General features: G+C 39.0%; 22 protein-coding genes and 2 pseudogenes. 15 read left to right on the top strand and 9 right to left on the bottom strand.

The features are described 5' to 3' along the window. Positions 1–10: 10 nt before the first annotated feature. Together F985_RS08285 and gstA are read right to left on the bottom strand one after the other, a co-directional pair. The gene (locus F985_RS08285; protein WP_004699923.1) at positions 11–208 is read right to left on the bottom strand and encodes a 2-hydroxymuconate tautomerase family protein; all 198 of its coding nucleotides are present in this window, start codon (positions 206–208) and stop codon (positions 11–13) included. A 12-nt stretch (positions 209–220) separates the two neighbouring features. After that, the gene (gene gstA, locus F985_RS08280; RefSeq protein WP_004699922.1) at positions 221–841 is read right to left on the bottom strand and encodes a glutathione transferase GstA; all 621 of its coding nucleotides are present in this window, start codon (positions 839–841) and stop codon (positions 221–223) included. Positions 842–938: 97 nt separating this feature from the next. Between gstA and F985_RS08275 the strand changes: the two genes are divergently transcribed. Then, the gene (locus F985_RS08275) at positions 939–1,865 is read left to right on the top strand and encodes a LysR family transcriptional regulator (RefSeq protein ID WP_004699921.1); all 927 of its coding nucleotides are present in this window, start codon (positions 939–941) and stop codon (positions 1,863–1,865) included. Here the strand turns inward: F985_RS08275 and F985_RS08270 are convergent. Continuing rightward, positions 1,857–2,423, bottom strand: a complete 567-nt coding sequence (locus F985_RS08270; protein ID WP_004699920.1) for a nicotinate-nicotinamide nucleotide adenylyltransferase — start codon at positions 2,421–2,423, stop codon at positions 1,857–1,859. The genes F985_RS08275 and F985_RS08270 overlap by 9 nt on opposite strands. Before the next feature lie 109 nt (positions 2,424–2,532). Here F985_RS08270 and F985_RS08265 point away from each other — a divergent pair, with 109 nt between their 5' ends. Then, positions 2,533–3,333: an enoyl-CoA hydratase-related protein gene (locus F985_RS08265; RefSeq protein WP_004699918.1), complete on the top strand. Its 801-nt coding sequence runs from the start codon at positions 2,533–2,535 to the stop codon at positions 3,331–3,333. On the opposite strand, the gene F985_RS08260 is transcribed toward F985_RS08265, so the two are convergent. After that, positions 3,326–3,640 (bottom strand): YqfO family protein, encoded by a 315-nt coding sequence (locus tag F985_RS08260; protein ID WP_004699916.1) that lies wholly within the window; start codon positions 3,638–3,640, stop codon positions 3,326–3,328. The genes F985_RS08265 and F985_RS08260 overlap by 8 nt on opposite strands. A 68-nt stretch (positions 3,641–3,708) precedes the next feature. Further along, a complete protein-coding gene (locus F985_RS26245; protein ID WP_004699915.1) occupies positions 3,709–3,834 on the bottom strand; it encodes a KGW motif small protein in 126 nt (41 codons plus the stop codon). A 171-nt stretch (positions 3,835–4,005) separates the two neighbouring features. Between F985_RS26245 and F985_RS26085 the strand changes: the two are divergent. Then, positions 4,006–4,287: pseudogene (locus tag F985_RS26085) on the top strand (DUF3885 domain-containing protein); the annotation flags it as partial. Between the two features lie 5 nt (positions 4,288–4,292). Here F985_RS26085 and F985_RS08245 read toward each other — a convergent pair. Continuing rightward, a protein-coding gene (locus F985_RS08245; RefSeq protein WP_085945698.1) for an IS3 family transposase occupies positions 4,293–5,452 on the bottom strand; the annotation gives its coding sequence in 2 pieces (ribosomal slippage) (positions 4,293–5,218 and positions 5,218–5,452; 1,161 coding nt in all). Positions 5,453–5,524: 72 nt separating this feature from the next. Between F985_RS08245 and F985_RS26080 the strand changes: the two are divergent. Beyond that, positions 5,525–5,839 (top strand): annotated as a pseudogene (locus tag F985_RS26080) (DUF3885 domain-containing protein); the annotation flags it as partial. A 474-nt stretch (positions 5,840–6,313) separates the two neighbouring features. On the opposite strand, the gene F985_RS08235 reads toward F985_RS26080, so the two are convergent. Continuing rightward, entirely contained in the window at positions 6,314–7,528 is a 1,215-nt protein-coding gene (locus tag F985_RS08235) for a multidrug effflux MFS transporter (RefSeq protein ID WP_004699907.1), read from the bottom strand. An 82-nt stretch (positions 7,529–7,610) separates the two neighbouring features. After that, on the bottom strand, positions 7,611–11,444 hold the full coding sequence (gene purL / locus F985_RS08230) for a phosphoribosylformylglycinamidine synthase (protein ID WP_004699904.1): 3,834 nt from the start codon (positions 11,442–11,444) through the stop codon (positions 7,611–7,613). A gap of 309 nt (positions 11,445–11,753) precedes the next feature. Between purL and F985_RS08225 the strand changes: the two genes are divergently transcribed. The 11 genes from F985_RS08225 to pal all read left to right on the top strand — a co-directional run bounded on the left by F985_RS08225 (position 11,754) and on the right by pal (position 22,148). Beyond that, positions 11,754–13,094: a deoxyguanosinetriphosphate triphosphohydrolase gene (locus F985_RS08225; RefSeq protein WP_004699901.1), complete on the top strand. Its 1,341-nt coding sequence runs from the start codon at positions 11,754–11,756 to the stop codon at positions 13,092–13,094. Beyond that, positions 13,094–13,762 carry a hypothetical protein gene (locus F985_RS08220; protein WP_004699899.1) on the top strand — a complete coding sequence of 223 codons (669 nt, stop codon included), beginning with the start codon at positions 13,094–13,096 and terminating at the stop codon, positions 13,760–13,762. Before F985_RS08225 ends, F985_RS08220 begins: the two co-directional genes overlap by 1 nt. An 8-nt stretch (positions 13,763–13,770) precedes the next feature. Continuing rightward, a complete protein-coding gene (ruvA, locus tag F985_RS08215; RefSeq protein ID WP_004699898.1) occupies positions 13,771–14,370 on the top strand; it encodes a Holliday junction branch migration protein RuvA in 600 nt (199 codons plus the stop codon). A gap of 8 nt (positions 14,371–14,378) precedes the next feature. Then, the gene (gene ruvB, locus F985_RS08210) at positions 14,379–15,383 is read left to right on the top strand and encodes a Holliday junction branch migration DNA helicase RuvB (protein ID WP_004699895.1); all 1,005 of its coding nucleotides are present in this window, start codon (positions 14,379–14,381) and stop codon (positions 15,381–15,383) included. Between the two features lie 204 nt (positions 15,384–15,587). Further along, positions 15,588–16,922 carry a M20 family metallopeptidase gene (locus F985_RS08205; protein WP_004699894.1) on the top strand — a complete coding sequence of 445 codons (1,335 nt, stop codon included), beginning with the start codon at positions 15,588–15,590 and terminating at the stop codon, positions 16,920–16,922. Between the two features lie 212 nt (positions 16,923–17,134). After that, the gene (gene ybgC, locus F985_RS08200) at positions 17,135–17,542 is read left to right on the top strand and encodes a tol-pal system-associated acyl-CoA thioesterase (protein WP_004699892.1); all 408 of its coding nucleotides are present in this window, start codon (positions 17,135–17,137) and stop codon (positions 17,540–17,542) included. 23 nt (positions 17,543–17,565) lie between these two features. Then, positions 17,566–18,264, top strand: coding sequence for a protein TolQ (gene tolQ, locus F985_RS08195; RefSeq protein ID WP_004699890.1), 699 nt, complete (start codon positions 17,566–17,568; stop codon positions 18,262–18,264). Then, on the top strand, positions 18,264–18,716 hold the full coding sequence (tolR, locus tag F985_RS08190; protein ID WP_004699888.1) for a protein TolR: 453 nt from the start codon (positions 18,264–18,266) through the stop codon (positions 18,714–18,716). The genes tolQ and tolR overlap by 1 nt, the downstream gene beginning before the upstream one ends. A 3-nt stretch (positions 18,717–18,719) precedes the next feature. Next, positions 18,720–20,186 (top strand): cell envelope integrity protein TolA, encoded by a 1,467-nt coding sequence (gene tolA / locus F985_RS08185; protein ID WP_004699886.1) that lies wholly within the window; start codon positions 18,720–18,722, stop codon positions 20,184–20,186. A 90-nt stretch (positions 20,187–20,276) separates the two neighbouring features. Beyond that, entirely contained in the window at positions 20,277–21,557 is a 1,281-nt protein-coding gene (gene tolB / locus F985_RS08180) for a Tol-Pal system beta propeller repeat protein TolB (protein WP_004699885.1), read from the top strand. Between the two features lie 27 nt (positions 21,558–21,584). Then, positions 21,585–22,148, top strand: a complete 564-nt coding sequence (gene pal / locus F985_RS08175) for a peptidoglycan-associated lipoprotein Pal (RefSeq protein ID WP_004699882.1) — start codon at positions 21,585–21,587, stop codon at positions 22,146–22,148. 57 nt (positions 22,149–22,205) lie between these two features. Here the strand turns inward: pal and F985_RS08170 are convergent, their stop codons facing one another. Next, positions 22,206–22,394, bottom strand: coding sequence for an NF038105 family protein (locus tag F985_RS08170; RefSeq protein WP_002052586.1), 189 nt, complete (start codon positions 22,392–22,394; stop codon positions 22,206–22,208). Positions 22,395–22,501: the final 107 nt, after the last annotated feature.

The raw sequence follows: 22,501 nt of genomic DNA, 5'->3' as shown, positions 1-22,501 counted from the left end.
TACTCCAACTTTATCTTTTTCGTATCGCAGAAACAGTTTCACCTGCAACACCCCAGTTATCTGTTTCAACTTCATCAATGACTACAAATGTAGTAGCAGGATCTTTATCAAGTATACGAACCATAAGCTCCGTTGCTTCTCGAATTAATTGTTGTTTCTGCTGTAACGAGACATTTTCTTTAGTAATTTGAATTAAGATATAAGGCATACTCATCTCCTTTTATAATTTTCTTTCATAACAAAGGGATTCGGCTGCAATAGCATCTTGAACTGTTTGACGCTCGGCGATTCTCTGCATAAAACTTGCTAAATGCATAAAATTCTTTAGATCGAGCCCAATAAAATCAGCCCAGCGAGTAACGACAAAAAGATAAATATCAGCAATCGTAAAGTTGCTTCCTGTTAAATACTTTTGTCCCTTTAGTTGTTCATCAATCCATGAATAATGCTTATTGAGGATGATGCTATATACACTTTTGCATTGTTCATTATAAGAATCATTGAAAAATGGCGAATACGCTTTATGAATTTCCGAAGCAATAAAGTTCATCCATGAGAGAGTCTTGTAACGATCGGCGGCATTTATTTCAGCTAATAAATCTTTTCGTGACGATTGGTCAACAAGAAATTGGCTAATTACAGCGCCCTCCGTTAACAATGCACCATCATCAAGCTGTAATAACGGTACTTGTCCTTTTTTATTAAGTTGGTAAAAGTCTTCACCCATTTCTGTTAAATGCTGGTGTAAATCAACCTTGATTAATTCAAATGGAAATCCTAACTCTCTTAAAACAATATGTGGCGCTAAAGAACAAGCATTGTGTGAATAAAATAGTTTCATAAAATAACTCCATACAAGGTATGAAAATCATCTTATTGTTTACTTATATGTGCTTAAATAGCCCAGAACTCAAATCATTTTTTACATGGTGTAATAAATGACTCAACAGCAAAAAAGAATGATGTTTAGTAGCGTAGAGCTATTTTGCTTAGTCGCAGAAAACGAAAGCTTTTCTAAAGCAGCACTTCATGCAGGTGTTAGTCCAGCAGCGGTAAGCCGTTCAATTGCCCGATTAGAAAAACATTTAGCAACACCACTTTTTATGAGAACGACTCGACAAGTACGTTTGACACCACAAGGAAAAATGTATTTTGAGGAATGTAAACAAGCATTAAATCAAATTTTAGAAGCTGAGCAACAACTTAAAAACCAAAAGCAACAACCCTCAGGTTTGATTCGCATCAGCATACCGACACCTTATGGGCATTACCGAATATTGCCATTATTAGCAAAATTCTCACGACAATATCCTGCCATCGAAGTTGATGTTCAACTCACCAATAAAAATGTGGACTTTATTGCAGAAGGATATGATTTAGCAATTCGTGGACGACAATTTGCTGATTCGAATTTAATTGCACGTCAGCTTGAACAAGCTGAGCTAATTGTGGTGGCTTCACCAGAATACTTAAAAAATTTCGGCACACCGCAAACCCTTAACGATTTACAGCATCATCAATGCATTCAATTTGTGCTACCTAGTACAGGAAAAAATGTACCTTGGTTATTCAACTCAAATCACCAAACTATTGAATATCAAAGCACAGGTAAGATTCGTTGTTTAGATGATATTTTAGGTACTGTCACCTTAGCAAAACATAGTGCAGGATTATTACAAACCTACCGTTTTATAGTAGAAAAAGAACTTAAAAATGGAGAGTTGCTTGAAGTTCTTACAAAATTTTCAGGAACTTCACGTCCTTTTTCTCTCCTCTACCCACATAAAAAACACGAATCTTTTCATATTCGTGTTTTTATCGATTTCTTAATTCAAGAATTAAAGCCACAAACTGATTTAATTTAAATTACTTTTATCATCTATGAGATATTTGCGTTGTAGTTCAGCATAAACTTCAGTTTCTTTAAATTCATCTAAAAATTTAATCGTTCCTACTGGAAAAAATTCCGTTTGGATTTCCCCACGATAATAAGCTTCACGCATTGGCGTTGCTGAAATAGAGTCTTTTAAGCTATCCAGTTCCACCATGATCCACTCTGGAAATAGTCTCAAATAATAAGAAGACTCATCCTTAAAATGCCCAATCAAGCCAACTTTTGAGTTCGGTTCTATTACACCATTTACCAGTGATTTGACTTGTTTTACCCACTTCTCATCATTATAAACATCTACGACATGTACAAACCGAATACGCTTTTGCTCATCCGGTGAAAAATTTGACAAGATCATTTGCTCGCGCTCTACTGCTAAGAACGGATTCTTGATATTGCGCTCCATTTGAGCAGAGCCTAATGCTAAAACGACATAATGGCTTTGCTGCAAAGCAATTTCAATTGTCTGCATATGAGCCAAATGAAATGGTTGAAAACGCCCTATAAAAACGAGATAGTCAAATGTATACATAATGAGTTTTTCACTTTTTATGAACTCACCAGTTACGCTTATTACAAAAAATATGCGCCATAATGAGAACCTAAAAATCAACAACGTGGTTTAAAGCAAGGATAGTACGATGACACTTAGCTGTATTCAACAACCTCATGAACATTTACAAGCAAATTTACAAGGTGGCGTACTCACCTTAGCCATAAATCGCCCAGAAGCAAAAAATGCATTATATGGCGAACTTTACTTATGGATTGCCAAAGCGCTTGATGAAGCTGACCAAAATAAAGATGTACGAGTAGTCGTTTTACGTGGTGTTGAACAAGATTTTACCGCTGGTAATGATATGAAAGACTTTATGGGTTTTGTACAAAATCCTAATGCAGGTCCAGCAGGTCAAGTTCCTCCATTTGTACTCCTTAAATCTGCTGCCAAATTATCCAAACCCTTGATTATTGCAGTAAAAGGTGTAGCAATTGGTATTGGTGTTACGATTTTATTACATGCAGACTTAGTGTTTGCTGACAACACTGCCCTATTCCAAATTCCATTTGTAAGTCTTGGCCTTTCTCCAGAAGGTGGTGCTAGCCAACTATTGGTTAAACAAGCTGGCTATCACAAAGCAGCTGAACTTTTGTTTACTGCGAAAAAATTTAATGCAGAAACGGCAACACAAGCTGGTTTAGTGAATGAAGTCGTTGAAGACTCTTACGCATCTGCTCAGGCAACTGCTCAACACTTAGCAGCATTACCACTTGCTTCACTGAAACAAACAAAAGCATTGATGAAGCATGATCTGGATAAGATCATTGCATGTATTGATCATGAAGCTGAAATCTTTATGCAACGCGTTCAATCACCTGAAATGCTAGAAGCTGTACAGGCATTTATGCAGAAACGTAAACCAGATTTCTCACAATTTAACTAATATCCAAAATTTGGATAAATTCAAAGGCAGGCTCTTCGTAAGGATGACTTGCCTTTAATGCTTTCGCAACCTCACTTGCCTTTTCTTCAAGCACAATTGTTTCAACGCGCCATTCTTCAACTTGTTCGAGTTCACCGAGCTGTCCAATATAAGGATCAGCGCCCTTCACTGGTTTAAACTGCCCGATCCCTTTGACTTGCCATGCGCAATGTTCATAGTTACCTATACCACCTGCACCAGCAGCAAATATGGACTGTTTAGTCGATTCAAGATGTGACTCAGGTACGTAATAGATTAACTTTAACATCTGTAAAATGACCCCAAAATATTGAACTTATGTTAAAGCATACCTTTTAAGAATACCCTAAATCAAAGTCAGCTCATGATGGCCAAATAGTTTGCTCCAATAAAAAGAATTTGAATAACAAGCGCCAAACCAAATAAACGCCAGCCTTTGTCCTTTGTATACATCGCTCTTATGTGATTTTTGTTTTTCATCATTTTGATCTCCGATTTTTATCGTTGTTACAGAGAAAGCAAAAATTGAACCAACTTCCTTAAAGTATAATTTAATATAAATTTACCTTACCCATCGAAATATTTTTCTTATTAAATTGTTTTTTGTGTAACTTATCAAATAACATGTTAATAAATAATTAGGCCAAAAGAAAAATGACTAATTCATTCATAAATCAATGGAAGTTTTTTTATCCTAATAAACTTCCAATTTCACATTGTTTTCGACAATATTTTTCACAATTTTGGTTCCGAATTCATAGCCTTCCAGAGTCAAAAAGATATGCAGATACACCTGCAGAATATGAATTATTATTAAATCGTCATAATCAAATTATTGATGACTGTTTCGATTCTAATGCTTCTATTTTTATTGTTACCGGTCATTATTTCAGTCAAAGCGATAATAATAAAATATATGATCCAACTTTAAGGCTCTGATCCTAGACAGTATCGTGGACAACAAATCCCTCTAAATTCTTAAAATATTTCTTCTCAAAGGCTTCAGGGCTTAACCAGCCATTTGCAGAATGTCTTCTGACCCGATTGTAATAAATCTCAATATAGTCAAACAAGACAGCATTCGCTTCTTTTCGAGTGGCAAACACACTGCCATGGACCACATGACCTTTCAATGTATGAAAGAAGCTTTCAGTCACTGCATTATCCCAACAGTTTCCACGTCTAGACATACTCTGAGTACAATCATTTGTCAGTAACAGCGCTCTAAAATCACGACTACAGTACTGTGAACCTTGGTCCGAATGAACCATAACACCAGTTGGATAACCCTGACGAGCCATTGCATAGTTAAACGTATCACACACCAACTGGCGGTCTATTCGATGGCTGGTTTGCCACCCCACGATACGACGACTAAATAGATCCAGCATCACACATAAATACAGCCAACCTTGCTTGGTACGGATATAGGTAATATCCGTTGTCCAAACCTTGTTAGGCTGAATGACTGTAAATTGACGCTCTAACAGATTGGGTGCTGTAGGCAAACGATGGTTTGAATCAGTCGTATGCTTGTATTTACGCGCAATCCTGCTGCGTAAACCCAGATTTTTCAGCATTCTTCCAACAGTGCGTTCACTCATGCTGTAACCTAAATCATGCATGTCATGTACCAATGAAGGTGCACCCAATCGTGCATGATGCTGCCAATATACGGCTTTTAAATCATTATATTTCTCTACCGTATTGGCCTGACGTTTTCGCCAGGCATAATAGCCTGAAGTGCTGACACCTAGGTATTTACAGGCAGAAGATACCGTGACTTCATTCATATCTAGATCTTGAATTACCGTGTACTTTTCTTGGCATGATCTGTTAGAAAGTACACATGCGCTTTTTTTAAGATGTCATTGGCTTCCTTGAGCTGTTTGACTTCTTTCTCTAATTCCAAGATCCGCTGTTGTTCTGGTGAAAGTTGACGTTTGCTTGAACCCACTGGATTGGTTTCACGAATCCATTTGTCTAAAGTTGAATAACCCACACCTAATTTCTGGGCGATTGCAGCTATAGGCTCGTGTGAGTTTGAAAGTGCATAATCAATTGCTTGCTGTTTAAATTCAGCACTAAAACGTTTGGCCATTTCTTGGATCTCCAAAGTTAACGTTACGTTATCTTTAGAGGGAAGTACTGTCCATTATTTTGGCTAGGATCACTCAAATACGAATTTCATCCAGAAAAAGAAATAAATCTAACACAAGCTAATCCCGAAAATTATGATGATGACGAAGAAGATCATTTCTATAGACCGTATTCCATCAATGAAATTTGGAAAAAAAATGAACACAATGACTTATTAAAAAAGATCGCCGACGATGAGGTTCGAGCCTTTATGATTTCTTTTGAGCAAAATATAATTATTGCTCCATATGATGGTGGCATTGATTTTATTATCTTTAATGACGCCAAGAGGAATGAGTTAATAAATAAGTATAAAGATTGGCTGTCACCACGAGCGGATGGATTATAAAACTTTAGGAATATTAAATAACACATCTGTAATCTCTAAAGATTTTGGAGATAGACTTAATGAGAAATTATAATTCCCTATGAGTGGATGATCTTCTATTGGTAATGAATCTATATAATTTCTTTGCTTTATCCAATGAGTATGAGCCACACAATTTTTATGACAGCCTCAATCAAATCCTCTCTTTTTTTCTTATGAATTGCTAAATAATCATCTAGATAGCTCGAAACTTTATTATTTACTTTCTTTAAAATTCATCATTTATGAAGGAATTATAATTCAATAAATCAAATATTAAGGAAAACTCACCTAGTGACAAACAATGTGTATACAAAACATCGATTGCTCAAAAACCCCTCACAATCATGATAACGATTAACAACCTTATCTAGTAATACAGTTGCAGTATCTAATAATCTTTTCTTAATTTATTTAAAGACAATAATATATAAATAAAACTTTTATTATATTTAATCAAAGATTTGCATTATCAACAATCTTTAACTGTCTCTTCTCATATACGGTCATCATAAATGCTAAACCACATAAAATGGTGAAGCCGCCAGTCATTGGTATTAATGTCCCATCATATAATTGCCCAATAATAGAGGCAAGAATAAGTGACAAAACGGAGGACGCTGCACCAATAATGGCCGAAGCCATACCAGCAACATGCCCCATTGGCTCCATTGCAATCGCATTTAAGTTACCAAATAAAGTTCCAAATAATAAAAACAGAATGCAGGCATAAAGCATAAACATCCAAAATGCTACAGTCACCCCTAAAAGTTGAATTCCTAAGAAAACCAAAGAAATTAAGCAAAGACCGAGAAAGCCATAAATACAAATTGGACGCATACCAAACTTCATGACAATTTTAGAGTTGGTAAATGAAGCAATTCCCATCACACCAGCAAGCACAGCAAAGTAAGCACTAAACTCTTGCCCAGTTTTACCAAATTGCTGCATAAAAATTTGTTGAGAAGTTCCCAAATAGCCAATAAATCCACCAAAGCAAAAGCCTGCACATAACAAATAGCTCATGGTGGTTTTGTTACTCACTACTTCTTTAAAGCCCTCTTGAAATGCTTGTAAACGCATAGGTAAACGGTTTTCAGGAAGTAGCGTCTCTTCTAATCGTAAAGCGACCCATGCGCCAACCACTGTTGCATAAACCATATATAAAACAAAAATATCACGCCAACCAAAGAAATGAATAATAAGCTGCCCCAGACTTGGTGCTATTGCTGGAGCAACCATAAATACCATCATAATTAAGGACATGATACGGGCCATTTGAGCACCGCTATATTTATCTCGAACAATCGAAATAGAGGCAACGTAAGGTCCAGAAACCCCAATACCTTGAATAAAGCGCCCTACTAAAAACCATTCAAAACTTTGTGTGGTAAAGCACAATAAACTTCCCAAAAAGTAAATGATGATCCCAGCAAATAAAATGCGTTTACGTCCAATCGCATCAGATAGAGGTCCAGCAATGAGTTGCCCTATCGTCATACCGGAAAAAATACCAATAATGACCCACTGTGTCTGATTATTATTCTTTAAGTCAAAAACTCGTCCAATCTCACCTAAAGCAGGCAAGACAGCATCTATTGAAAAAGAAACAATAGACATGAGTAATGCCATCAGAAGTGCAAACTCACGGAAATGGATTTTTGATTTCATTTTTCTTCTCTACTATTTATTCTATTTGCATTGTACTACATACAAATAAGCCACCTTTCGGTGGCTTATTTCAATTTTTATATTAACCGATAAACTTACGTGCGTTACGGAACATACGTAACCATGCACCATCTTCAGTCCACTCTTCTGGACTCCAAGAGTGTTGAATTGCACGGAAGGTACGCTCTGGGTGCGGCATCATAATCGTTGCACGACCGTCTTTAGATGTTACACCAGTAATCGCTTCCGGCGAACCGTTCGGGTTCAATGGATAATGTTGAGTCGGGTTACCGTGACTATCAACATAACGCAATGCAACTTGGTTCGCAGCATTCAAGCTTGCTATGTTAGTTTCACTCGCAACTGCACGGCCTTCACCATGTGCTACAGCAATCGGTAAAATCGAACCTTCCATACCATCGAGTAATACAGAAACAGATTTTTCAACACGAACGTTTACGCTACGAGCTTCAAAAACTTCTGACATATTGCGGTGGAAACGTGGCCAGTGTTCAGCACCCGGAATAAGCGGTGCTAATTGTGACAACATTTGGCAACCATTACAGATACCTAAGCTAAACGTACCTTCACGGTGGAAGAATTGCTCGAATTGATCACGTAATTTTGCATTAAACAGAACTGATTTTGCCCAGCCACCGCCAGCACCCATTACGTCACCGTAAGAGAAACCACCACAAGTTACCAAGCCTTCGAAATCACTTAGGCTTACACGACCAGCAAGTAAGTCGCTCATGTGTACGTCAATCGTATTAAAGCCAACTTTGTCGAAAGCTGCTGCCATTTCAATATGACCATTTACACCCTGCTCACGCAAGATTGCCATATTAGGACGACGGCTGTTGATAAACGGCGCTTCAATAGGTTCATTTAAATCAAATGTAGGTTTTGCAATTAAACCTTGATGTGATTTATCAGTAATTAAAGCAAATTCTTGATCAGCAGTTTCAACGTTATCACGTAAACGTTGGATCTGATGAGAGACTTCAGACCAAGCCTGTTGTAACTCTGCTCGCTCTAGTGTTAAGCCATTTACAGATAATTGGTCAGTGTTATTTACGCGACCAACTACAGCAATTGCATCCTTCAAGCTAGAAGCAGCAACTTCTGCTTGTAAAGCATCCCAATCAGTTGCTTTGATTTGAACTACTGCACCAATTTCTTCAGCAAATAAGCCCGCAGTAGATTGGTTTTCTAATGCCACACCTAGACGTGAAGCAAACATCATTTCAGCTACAGTTGCGAGTAAACCACCATCACCGATGTCATGGTAAGCTTGAATCAACCCACGGTTATTCCAGTCTTGAATTAAAGCAAAGAATGCTTTGAAATCATCAAAACTATCAACATCTGGAGTGACTGAACCAATTGCTTTATATACTTGCGCAAGAATCGAACCACCTAAACGGAACTGACCTTTAGATAAATCAATACGTACAAGTACTGAATCTTCTAAATTCTTAAGTTCAGGTGTTAAAGTCTTACGAACATCAGCTACTGGAGCAAATGCAGTAATTACACCAGTCATTGGAGAGGTTACAGCTTTATCTTCGCCGTTGTCGTTCCAAGTAGTACGCATTGAAAGTGAGTCTTTACCTACAGGAATCGCAATTCCTAAAGCAGGACACATTTCCATACCAATCGCTTTCACACCTTCAAACAGTGCTTGGTCTTCACCTTTTTGACCAGCAGCAGCCATCCAGTTTGCAGAAAGTTTGATATCGCTAATTTGTTCAATGTTTGCACATGCAATATTGGTAATTGCTTCAGCAACTGCCAAACGAGCAGACGCTGCTGGATTTAACAATGCAACTGGTGGACGTTCACCCATTGCCATTGCTTCACCAGTGAAGCCTTGTAAGCTTGTTGTCGTTACTGCTGCATCCGCAACAGGAATTTGCCAACGACCAACCATTTGGTCACGTGCAACCATACCTGTAATTGAACGGTCACCAATAGTGATCAAGAATGACTTAGACGCAACTGTAGGATTTTTCAATACACGGAAAATCGCATCTTTCAAATCAACTTTTGAAGCGTCAAATTCGTTACCTTTACGCTCAATTGTTTCATAAGAACGTTGCATACGCGGTGTACCACCAAGCATCACTTGCATTGGGATATCAACTGCATTGTTCTCGAACAATGGATCTTCAACAGTTAAATGACGTGCTTCAGTTGCTTCACCTAATACGGCAAATGGACAACGTTCACGTGCACAGATTGCTTCGAACTGCTCTAAAGACTCTGGACGAATTGCAAGAACATAACGCTCTTGTGCTTCGTTTGACCAGATTTCCATTGGGCTCATGCCCGGCTCTAATGAAGGAATCTTACGAAGATTAAGAACTGCACCTAACTCGTGGTCATTTACAAGTTCAGGCATAGCATTTGATAGACCACCCGCACCAACGTCGTGTACAGAAACGATTGGGTTGAAGTCTTCTAAGCGCCAGCATGTATCGATCACTTCTTGACAACGGCGTTCCATTTCTGGGTTTTCACGCTGTACAGAAGCAAAGTCAAGGCTTTCACCCATTGTACCGCTGTCTACAGAAGATGCTGCACCGCCACCAAGACCAATTAACATTGCAGGGCCACCCAATACAATGAGCAAGTCACCTGGTTGAATCGCATCTTTTTCTACATGGTCAGGACGAATGTTACCGTAACCACCAGCGATCATGATTGGCTTATGGAAGCCCTTCACTTCACCATTTACGTTTTGTTCGAAAGTACGGAAATAACCATTTAAAGCAGGACGACCAAACTCATTGTTAAATGCCGCGCCACCTAATGGACCTTCAATCATAATTTGTAATGGCGATGCCATACGTGAAGGTTTACCGTAGTTTTCTTCCCAAGGTTGTTCAAAACCAGGAATATTTAAGTTAGAAACTGTAAAGCCTGTTAAACCAGCTTTTGGTTTACCACCACGACCAGTTGCACCTTCATCACGGATTTCACCACCCGAACCAGTAGCAGCACCAGCAAATGGAGAAATTGCTGTTGGATGGTTGTGAGTTTCAACCTTCATTAAAATATGAGCAGCTTGGCTCTTATATTTATAAACAAAATGACCATTTTCATCTGCTTTTGGATAAAAACGCATAGTGTCATAACCAACGATTACAGAAGCGTTATCTTTGTATGCTGATAACACATCAGTTGGTGATTCTTTATAAGTATTTTTAATCATTTGGAACAATGATAATGGTTGTTTTTCACCATCAATTGTCCATTCAGAACCGAAAATTTTATGACGGCAGTGTTCAGAGTTTGCTTGTGCAAACATCATTAACTCGATGTCATTTGGATTACGGCCAAGTCGTGTGAACGCTTCAGTTAAATAATCAATTTCTTGTTCAGATAAAGCAAAACCAAATTCGTTGTTGGCTTTTACTAAAGCTTCTTTACCTTCACCCAAGATATCAATTGAGTTTAAAGGTTTTGGAGCTGTTTCTGAAAAGAGCGCTTTTGCGTCATCAATTTGAGCAAAAACAGTTTCTGTCATACGGTCATGAAGTACTTGTTTTACTTCATTAGAAATTTCAGAAACACCTTTTAACGTAAATAAAAGACCACGTTCTAAACGGTGAACTGGCGTATTACAGTTCTTGAAAATATCAGTTGCTTTAGAAGACCAAGGTGAAATAGTACCCACACGTGGTGTTACTAAAATCTGAATCTCATCACTTGCAGTTTGACGAAGTTCAAAAGACTCACCGTCATTTAATAATTGCAAAGCAGATTGATGTTGCTGCTCGTTGAGCGCTTGATCAAACAAATAGACCCATTGGCTGTCAAAAGATTGAACAGAACTAATTGACGATAAACGTGTTAATAGTTGAGCTTTCTTAAAAGAAGAATGTGCTGCTGCACCGGCCACGATAAACATGTTGATTTTGGCTCCACGGGCAGGTCTTGTGAACCTTACCGCAATGTGACTTTAGAGAGAGCGCATATTCTACTGTGTCTTGCTAAAATCAGCTAGATGTAGAATCAGTATTCTGTAACCTAATTCTGCAAGAAGTGATGTGTTTTTTGTTCAAAATCATTTTTTTAAGCATTATAGGTAAAAATAAATTGTTTCATGTTTATTCAATAACATAATAAAACCTGAACTAAGACAAACTATGTCGCACCATGCTAGTGCTTTTAAGTTTTTTTTGGCATGATCAGGCTTTATAGTTTTGAATAATGATAAATGGAACAAATGCGTTGGTTGGAACTGCTTTCTGCAGTTCGTTTAGGTAGTAAAAAAAGCAGTACAGAATTGGCTCGAAGCCCATTTCATAAAGATTATGATCGCATTATATTTTCACAAAGTTTTCGTCAGTTAAACCGTAAAACTCAAGTTCACCCTCTAGCACAGCATGATGGGATCCATACCCGTTTAACTCACTCCCTTGAGGTTTCCTGTATTGGCCGTTCCATGGGTATGCTGGCAGCCGAAAAAATAAAAGATGAATTGCCCGTTTGGATATCTCCTGCCGATGTTGGCGCAATCATTCAAGCAGCTTGCCTTGCTCACGATATTGGCAATCCACCCTTCGGACACGCAGGTGAATATGCAATTCGTGAATGGTTTGATGATGCCTCACATAATGATTTTCTAAAAAAATTAACGCCCGAAGAAGAAGCAGACGTCCGTCAGTTTGAAGGTAATGCTCAAGGTTTACGCCTCTTAACCCGTATTGACTATCATCCAGACGATGGAGGTATGCGTTTAACTTACGCGACCCTAGGCGCATATTTAAAATATCCTTGGCTTTCAAAAACAATAGCTTCTCAAGGTGATCGTCCATCACACCAACGAGCCAAATTTGGTTGCTATCAGTCTGAAAAAGAAATTTTAAAGCAAATTGCTGAACAGCTTGGTCTCATTCAATTAGGTGAATACCATTACTGCCGCCACCCGCTTACCTATTTACTAGAAGCTGCAGACGATATTTGCTATGCCCTCATCGATTTAGAAGATGGCATTATTTTAAATATGCTGAATTACCAAGAAGTTGAACCGATTTTCCTCAACTTAATTGCAGATTATGGCCAACCTGAAGAGTTATCAATGCCAAGTAGTACATGGCAACAAAAAATTTCGGCATTGCGTGGTCGTGTCATGAAACGTTTAGTTGATGAAGTCACTACCGCTTTTGCCAAACATCAGTATGAAATTATTACAGGTCAGCTGCAAGGTAGCCTTCTACAATACTGCTCACCAGATATTGCTAAAGGGATTGAAACAGCCAAAAATCTGGCGCGTGAAAAAATATTTGAACACCCGCAGAAGTCTGGTTTAGAAATTATTGCACATCAAAGTTTGCAAACTATTCTTGACGCATTTGTACCATTAACCATGCCGCATAAATCTTTAAGCTTTAAAGAACAACGTTTAATGTCGATCCTTCATTTGTACGGTGCCCGCTTTAGCAATAACCACTACAGTAATATCATGCAGGTACTCGATATTATTAGTAAGTTTTCAGATCATCAGGCTTATAGCTTGGCGCAAGAGCTACAAGGTAATAAAATAGGTCTGTTTTAATGATAAGTAGACATGTTGATAGAGGGCTTTATCCATCATCTTTTATGTATTCAGATCAGTGGGTAAAATGTCCTAAATGTTCTCATCTGAGTATCCTGAAATATGACAGTCCTTTATCACCAGTAAATGCGCCTTATCAAGGAACTTTTTCTTTTAGTTGTTTAAATTGTTGTTATCAAATTAAAGCTGAAGAGAGTTCAATATCGAGTCGTCACAATGGTCATTTTTACGCCACAGCTTACCAGCGTTGCCAAAGTTGTGGTGGGTCATGGATCAAGGCAAATCAAAAGCTGAATAATTCAGGAGCTTATCCTCCATATATTCAAGCTAAATGTCATCTATGCCAAAAAATTTCAAAATTTGAAAAATATAATGTAGCTTTTGTTTTAGACCAAAAATTTGGTTTTACAAACTATGGTCTTGAACTTTATCTAAAAACTTCAAGTAGGCATGGAGACATATACGTTTATAGCCCTGAACATTTAAAAGAATTAAAAATATTCATTGAGGCTAATTTAAGAGAAAGAACTAAACAGACTGGTAATAACAGTTATTTTTCACGTCTACCTGCATGGATAAAATCCACACGAAATCGAAAAGAAATTTTAAAAGCCATTTTGCGTTTAGAACAAATGGCATCTACTATTCAACCATTAACAAATAAGTGAAAGATACAATGATCGGATGTTTAATTGGCGAAGTGTTTGCCTTAGAAGCCCCTACTGTCTTACTGAATGTAAATGGTGTGGGCTATGAAATTGATACGCCACTTTCAACATTTTGCCAATTACAAAAAGGCCAGAAAGTTACGGTATGGACGCATTTGGTCGTCCGTGAAGATGCCCAGCAGCTTTATGGTTTTAGTGATGTTCAAGAGAAAACAATTTTCCGCACTTTATTAAAAGTAAATGGTGTTGGTCCGAAAATGGCATTAGGTATTTTATCGACGTTAAGCGTTGAGTTATTGGTTCATACCATTGAACATGATGATATCAACACATTGGTCAAAGTTCCGGGCGTTGGTAAAAAAACAGCTGAGCGCTTAATGATTGAACTACGTGACCGTTTTAAAACCTTGGTTCAAGGCACTTCAACTGCAGCAACTATGCCTCAAATTCAATTTGCTGCAAACTCTCCTGTTGCAGAAGCAGAAGCTGCGCTGCAATCTTTAGGTTATAAGCCACTTGAAGCACAAAAAGCTGTAGCTGCGGTTAAAGCCGATTACACTGAATCAGCCGATATTATTCGTGCTGCTCTTAAATCAATGATGAAGTAAACACACTTATGCAAGACCGTCTAATCAGTGGAACAGAAAAACCTGAAGATCATTTTGATCGGGCTATTCGACCGACTTCACTTGCCGACTATATTGGACAGCCAGTTGTACGCGAGCAAATGGAAATTTTCATCGGTGCGGCTCGTGGTCGTGGTGAAGCACTCGATCACACACTGATTTTCGGTCCACCGGGCTTAGGAAAAACCACGCTTGCCAATATTATTGCGCGTGAAATGGGTGGCAACCTCAAATCCACTTCAGGGCCTGTTTTAGAGCGTGCGGGTGATTTAGCAGCGATGCTCACCAACCTTGAAGAAGGCGACGTCTTGTTTATTGATGAAATTCACCGCCTTTCTCCAGTGATTGAAGAAATTCTTTATCCAGCGATGGAAGACTACCAATTAGATATTATGATTGGTGAAGGCCCTGCTGCTCGTTCTATTAAACTCGATTTACCCCCGTTTACACTTGTCGCGGCTACAACGCGTGCAGGTTTGCTCACCTCTCCTCTACGTGACCGTTTTGGTATTGTGCAGCGTCTTGAGTTCTACTCTGTAGAAGACTTAACTCACATTGTGTCACGCTCTGCAAACTTGATGAATGTACCCATTACTGTTGAGGGTGCAGAAGAAGTTGCACGCCGTGCCCGTGGAACACCACGTATTGCCAATCGATTATTACGTCGAGTTCGTGACTATGCTCAAGTGAAAGGTACAGGTGAAGTAACCCATGAAATGGCACAGCGTGCGCTTGATATGCTCAATGTTGATAAAGCTGGCTTAGACACCCTAGACCGCCGTTATTTGAGCATGTTACTCGAGCGTTTTGATGGCGGCCCTGCTGGAGTCGAAGCACTTGCAGCAGCTATGGCTGAAGACAGCGGTACACTTGAAGATGTGATTGAGCCTTATTTAATTCAACAAGGTTATGTCATGCGTACTGCGCGAGGCCGTATTGCAACCAATCAGTCTTATTTACAGTTTGGCATGACACCACCTGAGCCTAAAAACTAAGCAAAGGAAGAGAGTTTTCTCTTCCTTTTTTAATTTAAGTATTTTTTTCAATTCAAATAATAATTGTCTTATCAATACATTAGCTACTCTATACCTTTTAAGTCTATATTTATACCTTATTGATTTTTTAATATTCTTAAAAACTGAATTATAAGAAATCTAGATATAAAATCTTATGGAAAATAATATTTTTAGGATAAGGACATGTACAAAAAAGCCGCTTTAATTTTTCCACTTGCCCTCATGAGTCAACTGAGCCTAGCAGATTGGGTCAAAGATGCCGCACAACAAAATGAGAATCAGGTCATTCAGTTAAGACAACATATTCATCAAAATCCTGAACTTGGCAATATGGAATTTAAAACATCTGCACTTGTTCAAAAAGAATTAAAGTCTTATGGCATCCAAGTCAAAACAGGTTATGCAAAAACAGGTGTTGTAGGTATTTTAAAAGGTAATAAACCCGGCCCTGTTATTGCGCTTAGAGCCGACATGGATGCTCTACCTATGGAAGAAAAAAGTGGTGTTCCATTTGCGAGTAAACAAAAAGCAATTTATCAAGGTAAAGAAACTTATGTGATGCATGCTTGTGGACATGATGCACATACCGCAATGCTATTAGGTGCAGCAAAAATTCTAGCTGCCAATAAAGATAAAATATCTGGTACGGTTGTCTTTGTTTTTCAACCGGCTGAAGAAGGTGGAGCAGATATAGATAATTTCACACAAGGTGATCAAATCGGCTCCAGAAAAATGATCGCAGATGGGGCATTTAAAGACTATAAACCTGAAGCCATTTTTGGCATACATGTCATATCCGGTATGCAAAGTGGTCATCTTTATTATAAAGATGGTGCCATTTTAAATAGTGCAGATCACTTACGTATTCAGGTCAACGGCAAGCAGGTTCATGGCTCTACCCCTTGGTTAGGTAGAGATCCAATTTATGCATCGGCTCAAATGATTAATAATTTACAAAGCCTTATTAGTCGAAGGACTGACCTCACTCAAGGTATGGGTGTAGTGAGTATTGGGAATATTCAAGGTGGTACAGCAGGAAATGTAATTCCCGAACAGGTCAATATGGTCGGGACTATCCGCTCTAATAACGAACAAATACGAGCAAATATCTTAAAAAGTTTACCAGTCATGATAGAGCATAATGCTCAAGCCAATGATGTGACTGCCAAAGTTGAAATTGCGCCTTATGCGCCAGTGACCATGAATGACAAAACACTGACTCAGTTTATTCAGCCAACTTTAGTCAAGGTTGTTGGAGACTCAAAACTTCATGTTTTGGATCATAATGCAAGCGCAAGTGAAGATTTTGCCTATTATGGCAAATTAATGCCGTCATTCTTTGTTTTCTTAGGTGCAACACCAGAAAATCAGGACTTAACTCAAGCTGCACCAAATCATAGCCCCTATTTTATTGTAGATAATAAAGCCTTAAAAACTGGAACAGAGCTACACGTCAGATTCGTATTAGATTATCCGAATATATCAAAACAAGTTCAAACTTCATGGAAGCCCTCTTAACTTAAAAAGCTTGCCAGCTATAAGATGTAGCGCTTTTAGATTAGAAATACAGCAATCGCAATTGAAAGGTTGTGCCATAGGACTTAGTATGCAATCTGCTAAACTGCCCCGTATTTAAAAGCAGATGTATGGCTTTTGAATAGAACGAATGTTTTATTCAAAGTCATATTTTAAATATAAAGCTCTATAGTGAACTAAAACGGAATACTCTCATGGCGAATCATTTTGAATTCAATATTCGTGTTTATATCGAAGATACGGACGCAGGCGGTATCGTTTACCATGCCAACCACATTCGCTACATGGAACGTACCCGTACAGAATGGCTTCGTGCTTCTGGTGTTGATCATTACTGGCATCAAAAAGACTACAACTTTGTTGTTCACAAAATTGACGTAAAATACATGCGTCCTATCCTAATGGATGACCTAATTACTGTTACAGCACGTGTAGTTTCATGTAAAGCTGCGTCATTTGTGTTGCAACAAAATATTTATCGTGGTGAAATCTTGCTTGCTTCTGGCGAGGTTGAATTGGCATGTTTAAGTAAAGAACTTGTAGCTCGTCGTCTTCCAGAAGAAATACGTGATCTTATTCGTAAAGAATTGGAACAAGACTAAAAAAGCAACCGGCATATGTAACTATGGCAACAAACATTGAATCAACCCTGCATATTTCTGACCTTATCTTACAAGCAAGTCCAGTCGTCCAATTGGTCATGCTAATTTTATTGTTAGCATCAATCTTTAGTTGGTATTTGATTGCCAAGTTACATATGGGTTATAAAAAGGCACGTCAAGGTGATGAACATTTTCAAAAAATGTTCTGGTCTGGTGCTGAACTCAATACGCTCTATAACAACGCACAACTCAACTCAAAACGTTCAGGTCTTGAGGATATTTTTTATCAAGGGCTGAGTGAATTTTTCAAACTTAAAAAGCGCCACGCTTCTACTTCCCAAACGATCGAAGGTACCGAACGTATTTTACGTGTTGGTTTAAGTCGTGATCAAAGTACTCTTGAATATGGCCTTGGCACTTTGGCAAGTATCGGTTCTGTTGCCCCATATATCGGCTTATTCGGTACAGTGTGGGGAATCATGAATGCTTTTATTGGTTTAGCTGCCGTTGACCAAGTGACTTTAGCAACGGTTGCACCGGGTATTGCCGAAGCACTTATTGCAACTGCAATTGGCTTATTTGCTGCCATTCCCGCAGTACTCGCTTTTAACCACTTTACGGCTAAAGGTGAAAGCGTCTACTCTGACCGCGCATTATTTGCCGAAGAAATGATTGCATTATTGCAACGTCAATCTGTGGGTTCATCACAGGAAGATGCATAATGGCTATTCAACGTTCAGGGCGCTTTGAGCGCATAAAAAAACCATTAAAAAGTGACATGAACGTCGTACCCTATATCGATGTAATGCTCGTACTCTTAGTTATTTTCATGGTGACTGCTCCCATGATTACTAGCGGTATTAAAGTCGACTTACCTCAGGCAAATAATCGTCCAATTGAATCCAAAGATATGCCAGCCATGGTAACGATTGGTAAAGATGGCAATATTTATCTTCAATACGAAGACTATAAAGATAACGAGCCACTTTCTCGTGAAAAGCTCGAATCTGTATTAAGTGAAGCGCAAAAGCAAGCTGAGCAGGAAAACAAACAGCTTACGGTTTTAGTGAATGGTGATAAGTCACGCCCTTACGGCGAGGTCGTATCATTGATGGCAAGTTTACAAGAAGCAGGTTTAACTCAAGTTGGCCTTCTGACAGAGCCTTTAAAATAAGCTATGAACAAAAATCAAAAGCCTCCTTTTAAACAGAATGCGATTGCATTGGGCTTCACACTTGGAGTTCATGCAATTGCTATTGTCGGCTTGCTTTTTTTAGGCTTGAGTAAACCACCTGAACAGCCCAAAAAGCTAACTACTATTTTAGTTAAGCCAGAAGATTTACCACCGCCTTTAGCGAAAGAAGTTGAGCAACAAACTACAGCAGAAAATCAGGCAGAAGAAGTTCTAAGCCCAATTGTGGATGAAAATCTTCCTCAAAATCTTCCAGCAGTACCATCACCTCCTCCTCCGCCCACAGCACAACATCTTGTTGCCCAAAAGCAAAAAGCTGAGCAGGCACAGCAAGCAAAATTAGCTGAGGAAAAACGTAAAGCCGAAGAAGCTGCTAAAGCGAAGCAAGCTGCGGAACAACAACGTTTAGAGGAAGCTCAAAAGCAGCAAGCTGAAGCTAAGCGTCAAGCTGAGGCCAAAGCTGCAAAAGTTGAAGCCGAACAAAAGCGTAAAGCTGAAGCTGAGGCAAAAACCAAACATGAACAAAGTGAGGCTCGCAAAGCTGAAGAAGCAGCTAAACGAAAGGCTGAGGCCGAGGCAAAACTGAAACGTGAAGCAGAAAATGCAAAACTTCAGGCACAGCAAGAAGCAAAACGTAAAGCTGAAGCTGAGGCAAAAGCGAAACATGAAGCTCGTAAAGCAACCGAAGATGCTAAACGCAAAGCGGCTGAAGAGGCGAAAGTTAAACAGCAGAAAGTAGCTGAGGATGCCAAGCGTAAAGCTGAAGCCGATGCAAAAGCCCAAAAGCAGAAAGCGGCTGAGGATGCTAAGCGTAAAGCTGAGGCGGATGCAAAAGCTAAACACCAAAAAGCAGCTGAAGATGCCAAGCGTAAAGCTGAAGCCGATGCAAAAGCTCAAAAGCAAAAAGCGGCTGAGGATGCCAAGCGTAAAGCTGATGCTGACGCAAAAGCTAAACACCAAAAAGCTGCCGAAGATGCCAAGCGTAAAGCTGAAGCCGATGCAAAGGCTCAAAAGCAGAAAGCGGCTGAGGATGCCAAGCATAAGGCTGATGCTGATGCAAAAGCGAAACAGCAAAAAGCGGCTGAAGATGCAAGACGTAAAGCTGAAGCTGAGGCCGAAGCAAAAGCTGCATCTGCTAAAAAAGCACAGGAAGAAGCCGCTCAGAAAAAGGGTGAAGCCAAAAAAATTGCATCTTCAGCGAAGCGTGATTTTGAGCAGAAAATTAGAAATGCTTGGGATATTCCAGCAGGAACATCAGGTCAAAAAGCTACTGCGCGTGTAACGTTAAGTGATAGTGGAGCTGTATTATCAGTTATTGTTAGCTCTAGCAACCCAGATGTTAAAGCTAGTGTTGAAGCAGCGATTCGTTCTGCTGCGCCGTATCCTATGCCATCTGATCCTGATGCTCGACGCGAAGCAAGATCATTCAGTTCAACATTTACTGCAAAATAAGTATCTTGTTACATGCTTTAAATAGTTTAAGGCATGTAACTATGTTACAAAATCCACAGTCACAAAAATGCCTTCAATGACTTTAAACCTATGAAAACGAGCCGCAAACACCTTTTAGCCTTAACGCTGCTTACAGCATTAAGTCCTCTTGCACCAACAGCTGCATTTGCTCAACTACATTTAGAAATTGCAAAAGCACCTGATCAGGCGCCTAAAATCGCTATTGTTCCGTTTAACAATGACAATGGACTTTATCCAATTGTTGAAACGGACTTAAACCGTTCAGGACGTTTCACAAGTTCATCGAAAAACTTACCTGCAAATGCTGCAATTAACCAGATTCAAGCATCTGATTGGCAAGCTGCAGGTATTCCATACGTTGTTACAGGGCAAATTAAGCAAACAGCTGATGGGTTTGAAGTCCATTACCAACTTTATGATGTGCAAAAACAGCAATATCTTCTAAATGAGTTGTTAAATGTACCTGCTTCGCGCATCCGCCAAGCTGGACATATGGTTAGTGATGCTATTTATCAAGCTTTGACTGGTATTGCAGGCGACTTTAGTGGTCGTATCGCTTATGTATTACGTAATCCAGCTACTCCTGCTGAACGTTACACTTTACAAATTGCGGATACAGATGGTGAACAACCAAAAACTGTTCTCTCTTCACGCGATCCGATTCTATCTCCGACATGGACTCCTGATGCCAAAAAAATTGCTTATGTTTCCTTTGAAACTAAACGTCCAGCAATTTACCTACAAGATCTTTCTACTGGAACACGTGAAGTACTTACCAGCTTTAAAGGTTTGAATGGTGCGCCGAGCTTTTCACCAGATGGTAAATCAATGCTATTTACAGGGTCAATGAATGGTAACCCTGAAATTTATCAAATGGATTTATCAACTCGCCAAATCAAACGTATGACAAATGACACGGCAATTGATACAGAAGCTCGTTACACCCCAGATGGAAAAGCTTTTATTTTTACATCTGACCGTGGAGGCTCTCCTCAAATTTATCGCTATGATTTTGGAGATGGCTCAGTAAAACGTTTAACATTTAAAGGGTCATTTAATGCACGTGGCACTCTAAGTGCAGATGGTAAAAAAATTGCACTGGTGCATCGACCAAGTGGTAGCAACTATAAGGTTGCTATCCAAGATATTAATACAGGGATTGTTAATATTCTTACCCCTACGAGTTTAGATGAATCACCAAGTTTCTCACCAAATGGACAAATGGTGGTTTACGCAACTCGTGAAGGGAACCGTGGTTTACTGTCTGTCATGTCCACTGATGGTCGTTTCCGTATGAATTTACCAAGTGAACAAGGTGAGGTACGTGAACCAGCCTGGGCACCTAAATAACTTTTTCTTCCATTGATGGAGATGATGATGAAATCAATCAAATATTTGGCTTTTCCTCTACTTAGTGTAGCGCTTGTCATGACAGGTTGTGCGAGCCGTAAACCAGCAACGACTGCAAATGCTGGTACTACAAACCCAAGCACCGTAAACACGACAGGTTTAAGTGAAGATGCTGCATTAAATGCCCAAAATTTGGCAGGTGCTTCATCAAAAGGTGTAACTGAAGCAAATAAAGCTGCTTTAGCTAAACGTGTTGTTCACTTCGATTACGACAGTAGTGATTTATCTGCTGAAGATTATCAAACACTTCAAGCCCATGCTCAGTTTCTTATGGCAAATGCAAACTCAAAAGTTGCATTGACAGGTCATACAGATGAACGTGGTACACGTGAATACAACATGGCTTTAGGTGAGCGTCGTGCAAAAGCTGTTCAAAGCTACCTCATTACAAATGGTGTAAATCCACAGCAACTTGAAGCTGTAAGTTATGGTAAAGAAGCTCCTGTTAACCCAGGTCATGACGAATCAGCTTGGAAAGAAAATCGCCGTGTTGAAATTAACTATGAGGCAGTTCCTCCTCTATTAAAATAAAATATCCCTTTAAAAAATAAACGCCCATCTATGGGCGTTTATTTTTGCTTTCTTAATTTAAGAAGATTTATTTTCCTCTTCTTCTGAATGTTGCATCGACTCAATCAAATCATGCTTATTAAAAGCTTTATATTCAGGTTTAGCTTCATAGTCTTTCCAAGCTTCCTGAACACTTTCTTTCGAAATTTCTTCTAAATTGATTGGTTCACCTGCCGTTGGGGTCGCATCAAACTTCTTAGTTGTCATTTCGATTCTCCTAAATATACATTCCTTTGCTATGCAAACAACATACCATGTAAAATGAGGCTTGTAAGCATAAATGCAACACAAATAAAGTAAGATAATTTTTATTT

The sequence above is a fragment of the Acinetobacter seifertii genome (assembly GCF_000368065.1).
In the GTDB taxonomy this organism is placed as follows: domain Bacteria; phylum Pseudomonadota; class Gammaproteobacteria; order Pseudomonadales; family Moraxellaceae; genus Acinetobacter; species Acinetobacter seifertii.
This window is presented reverse-complemented; position numbering and strand designations above follow the sequence as displayed.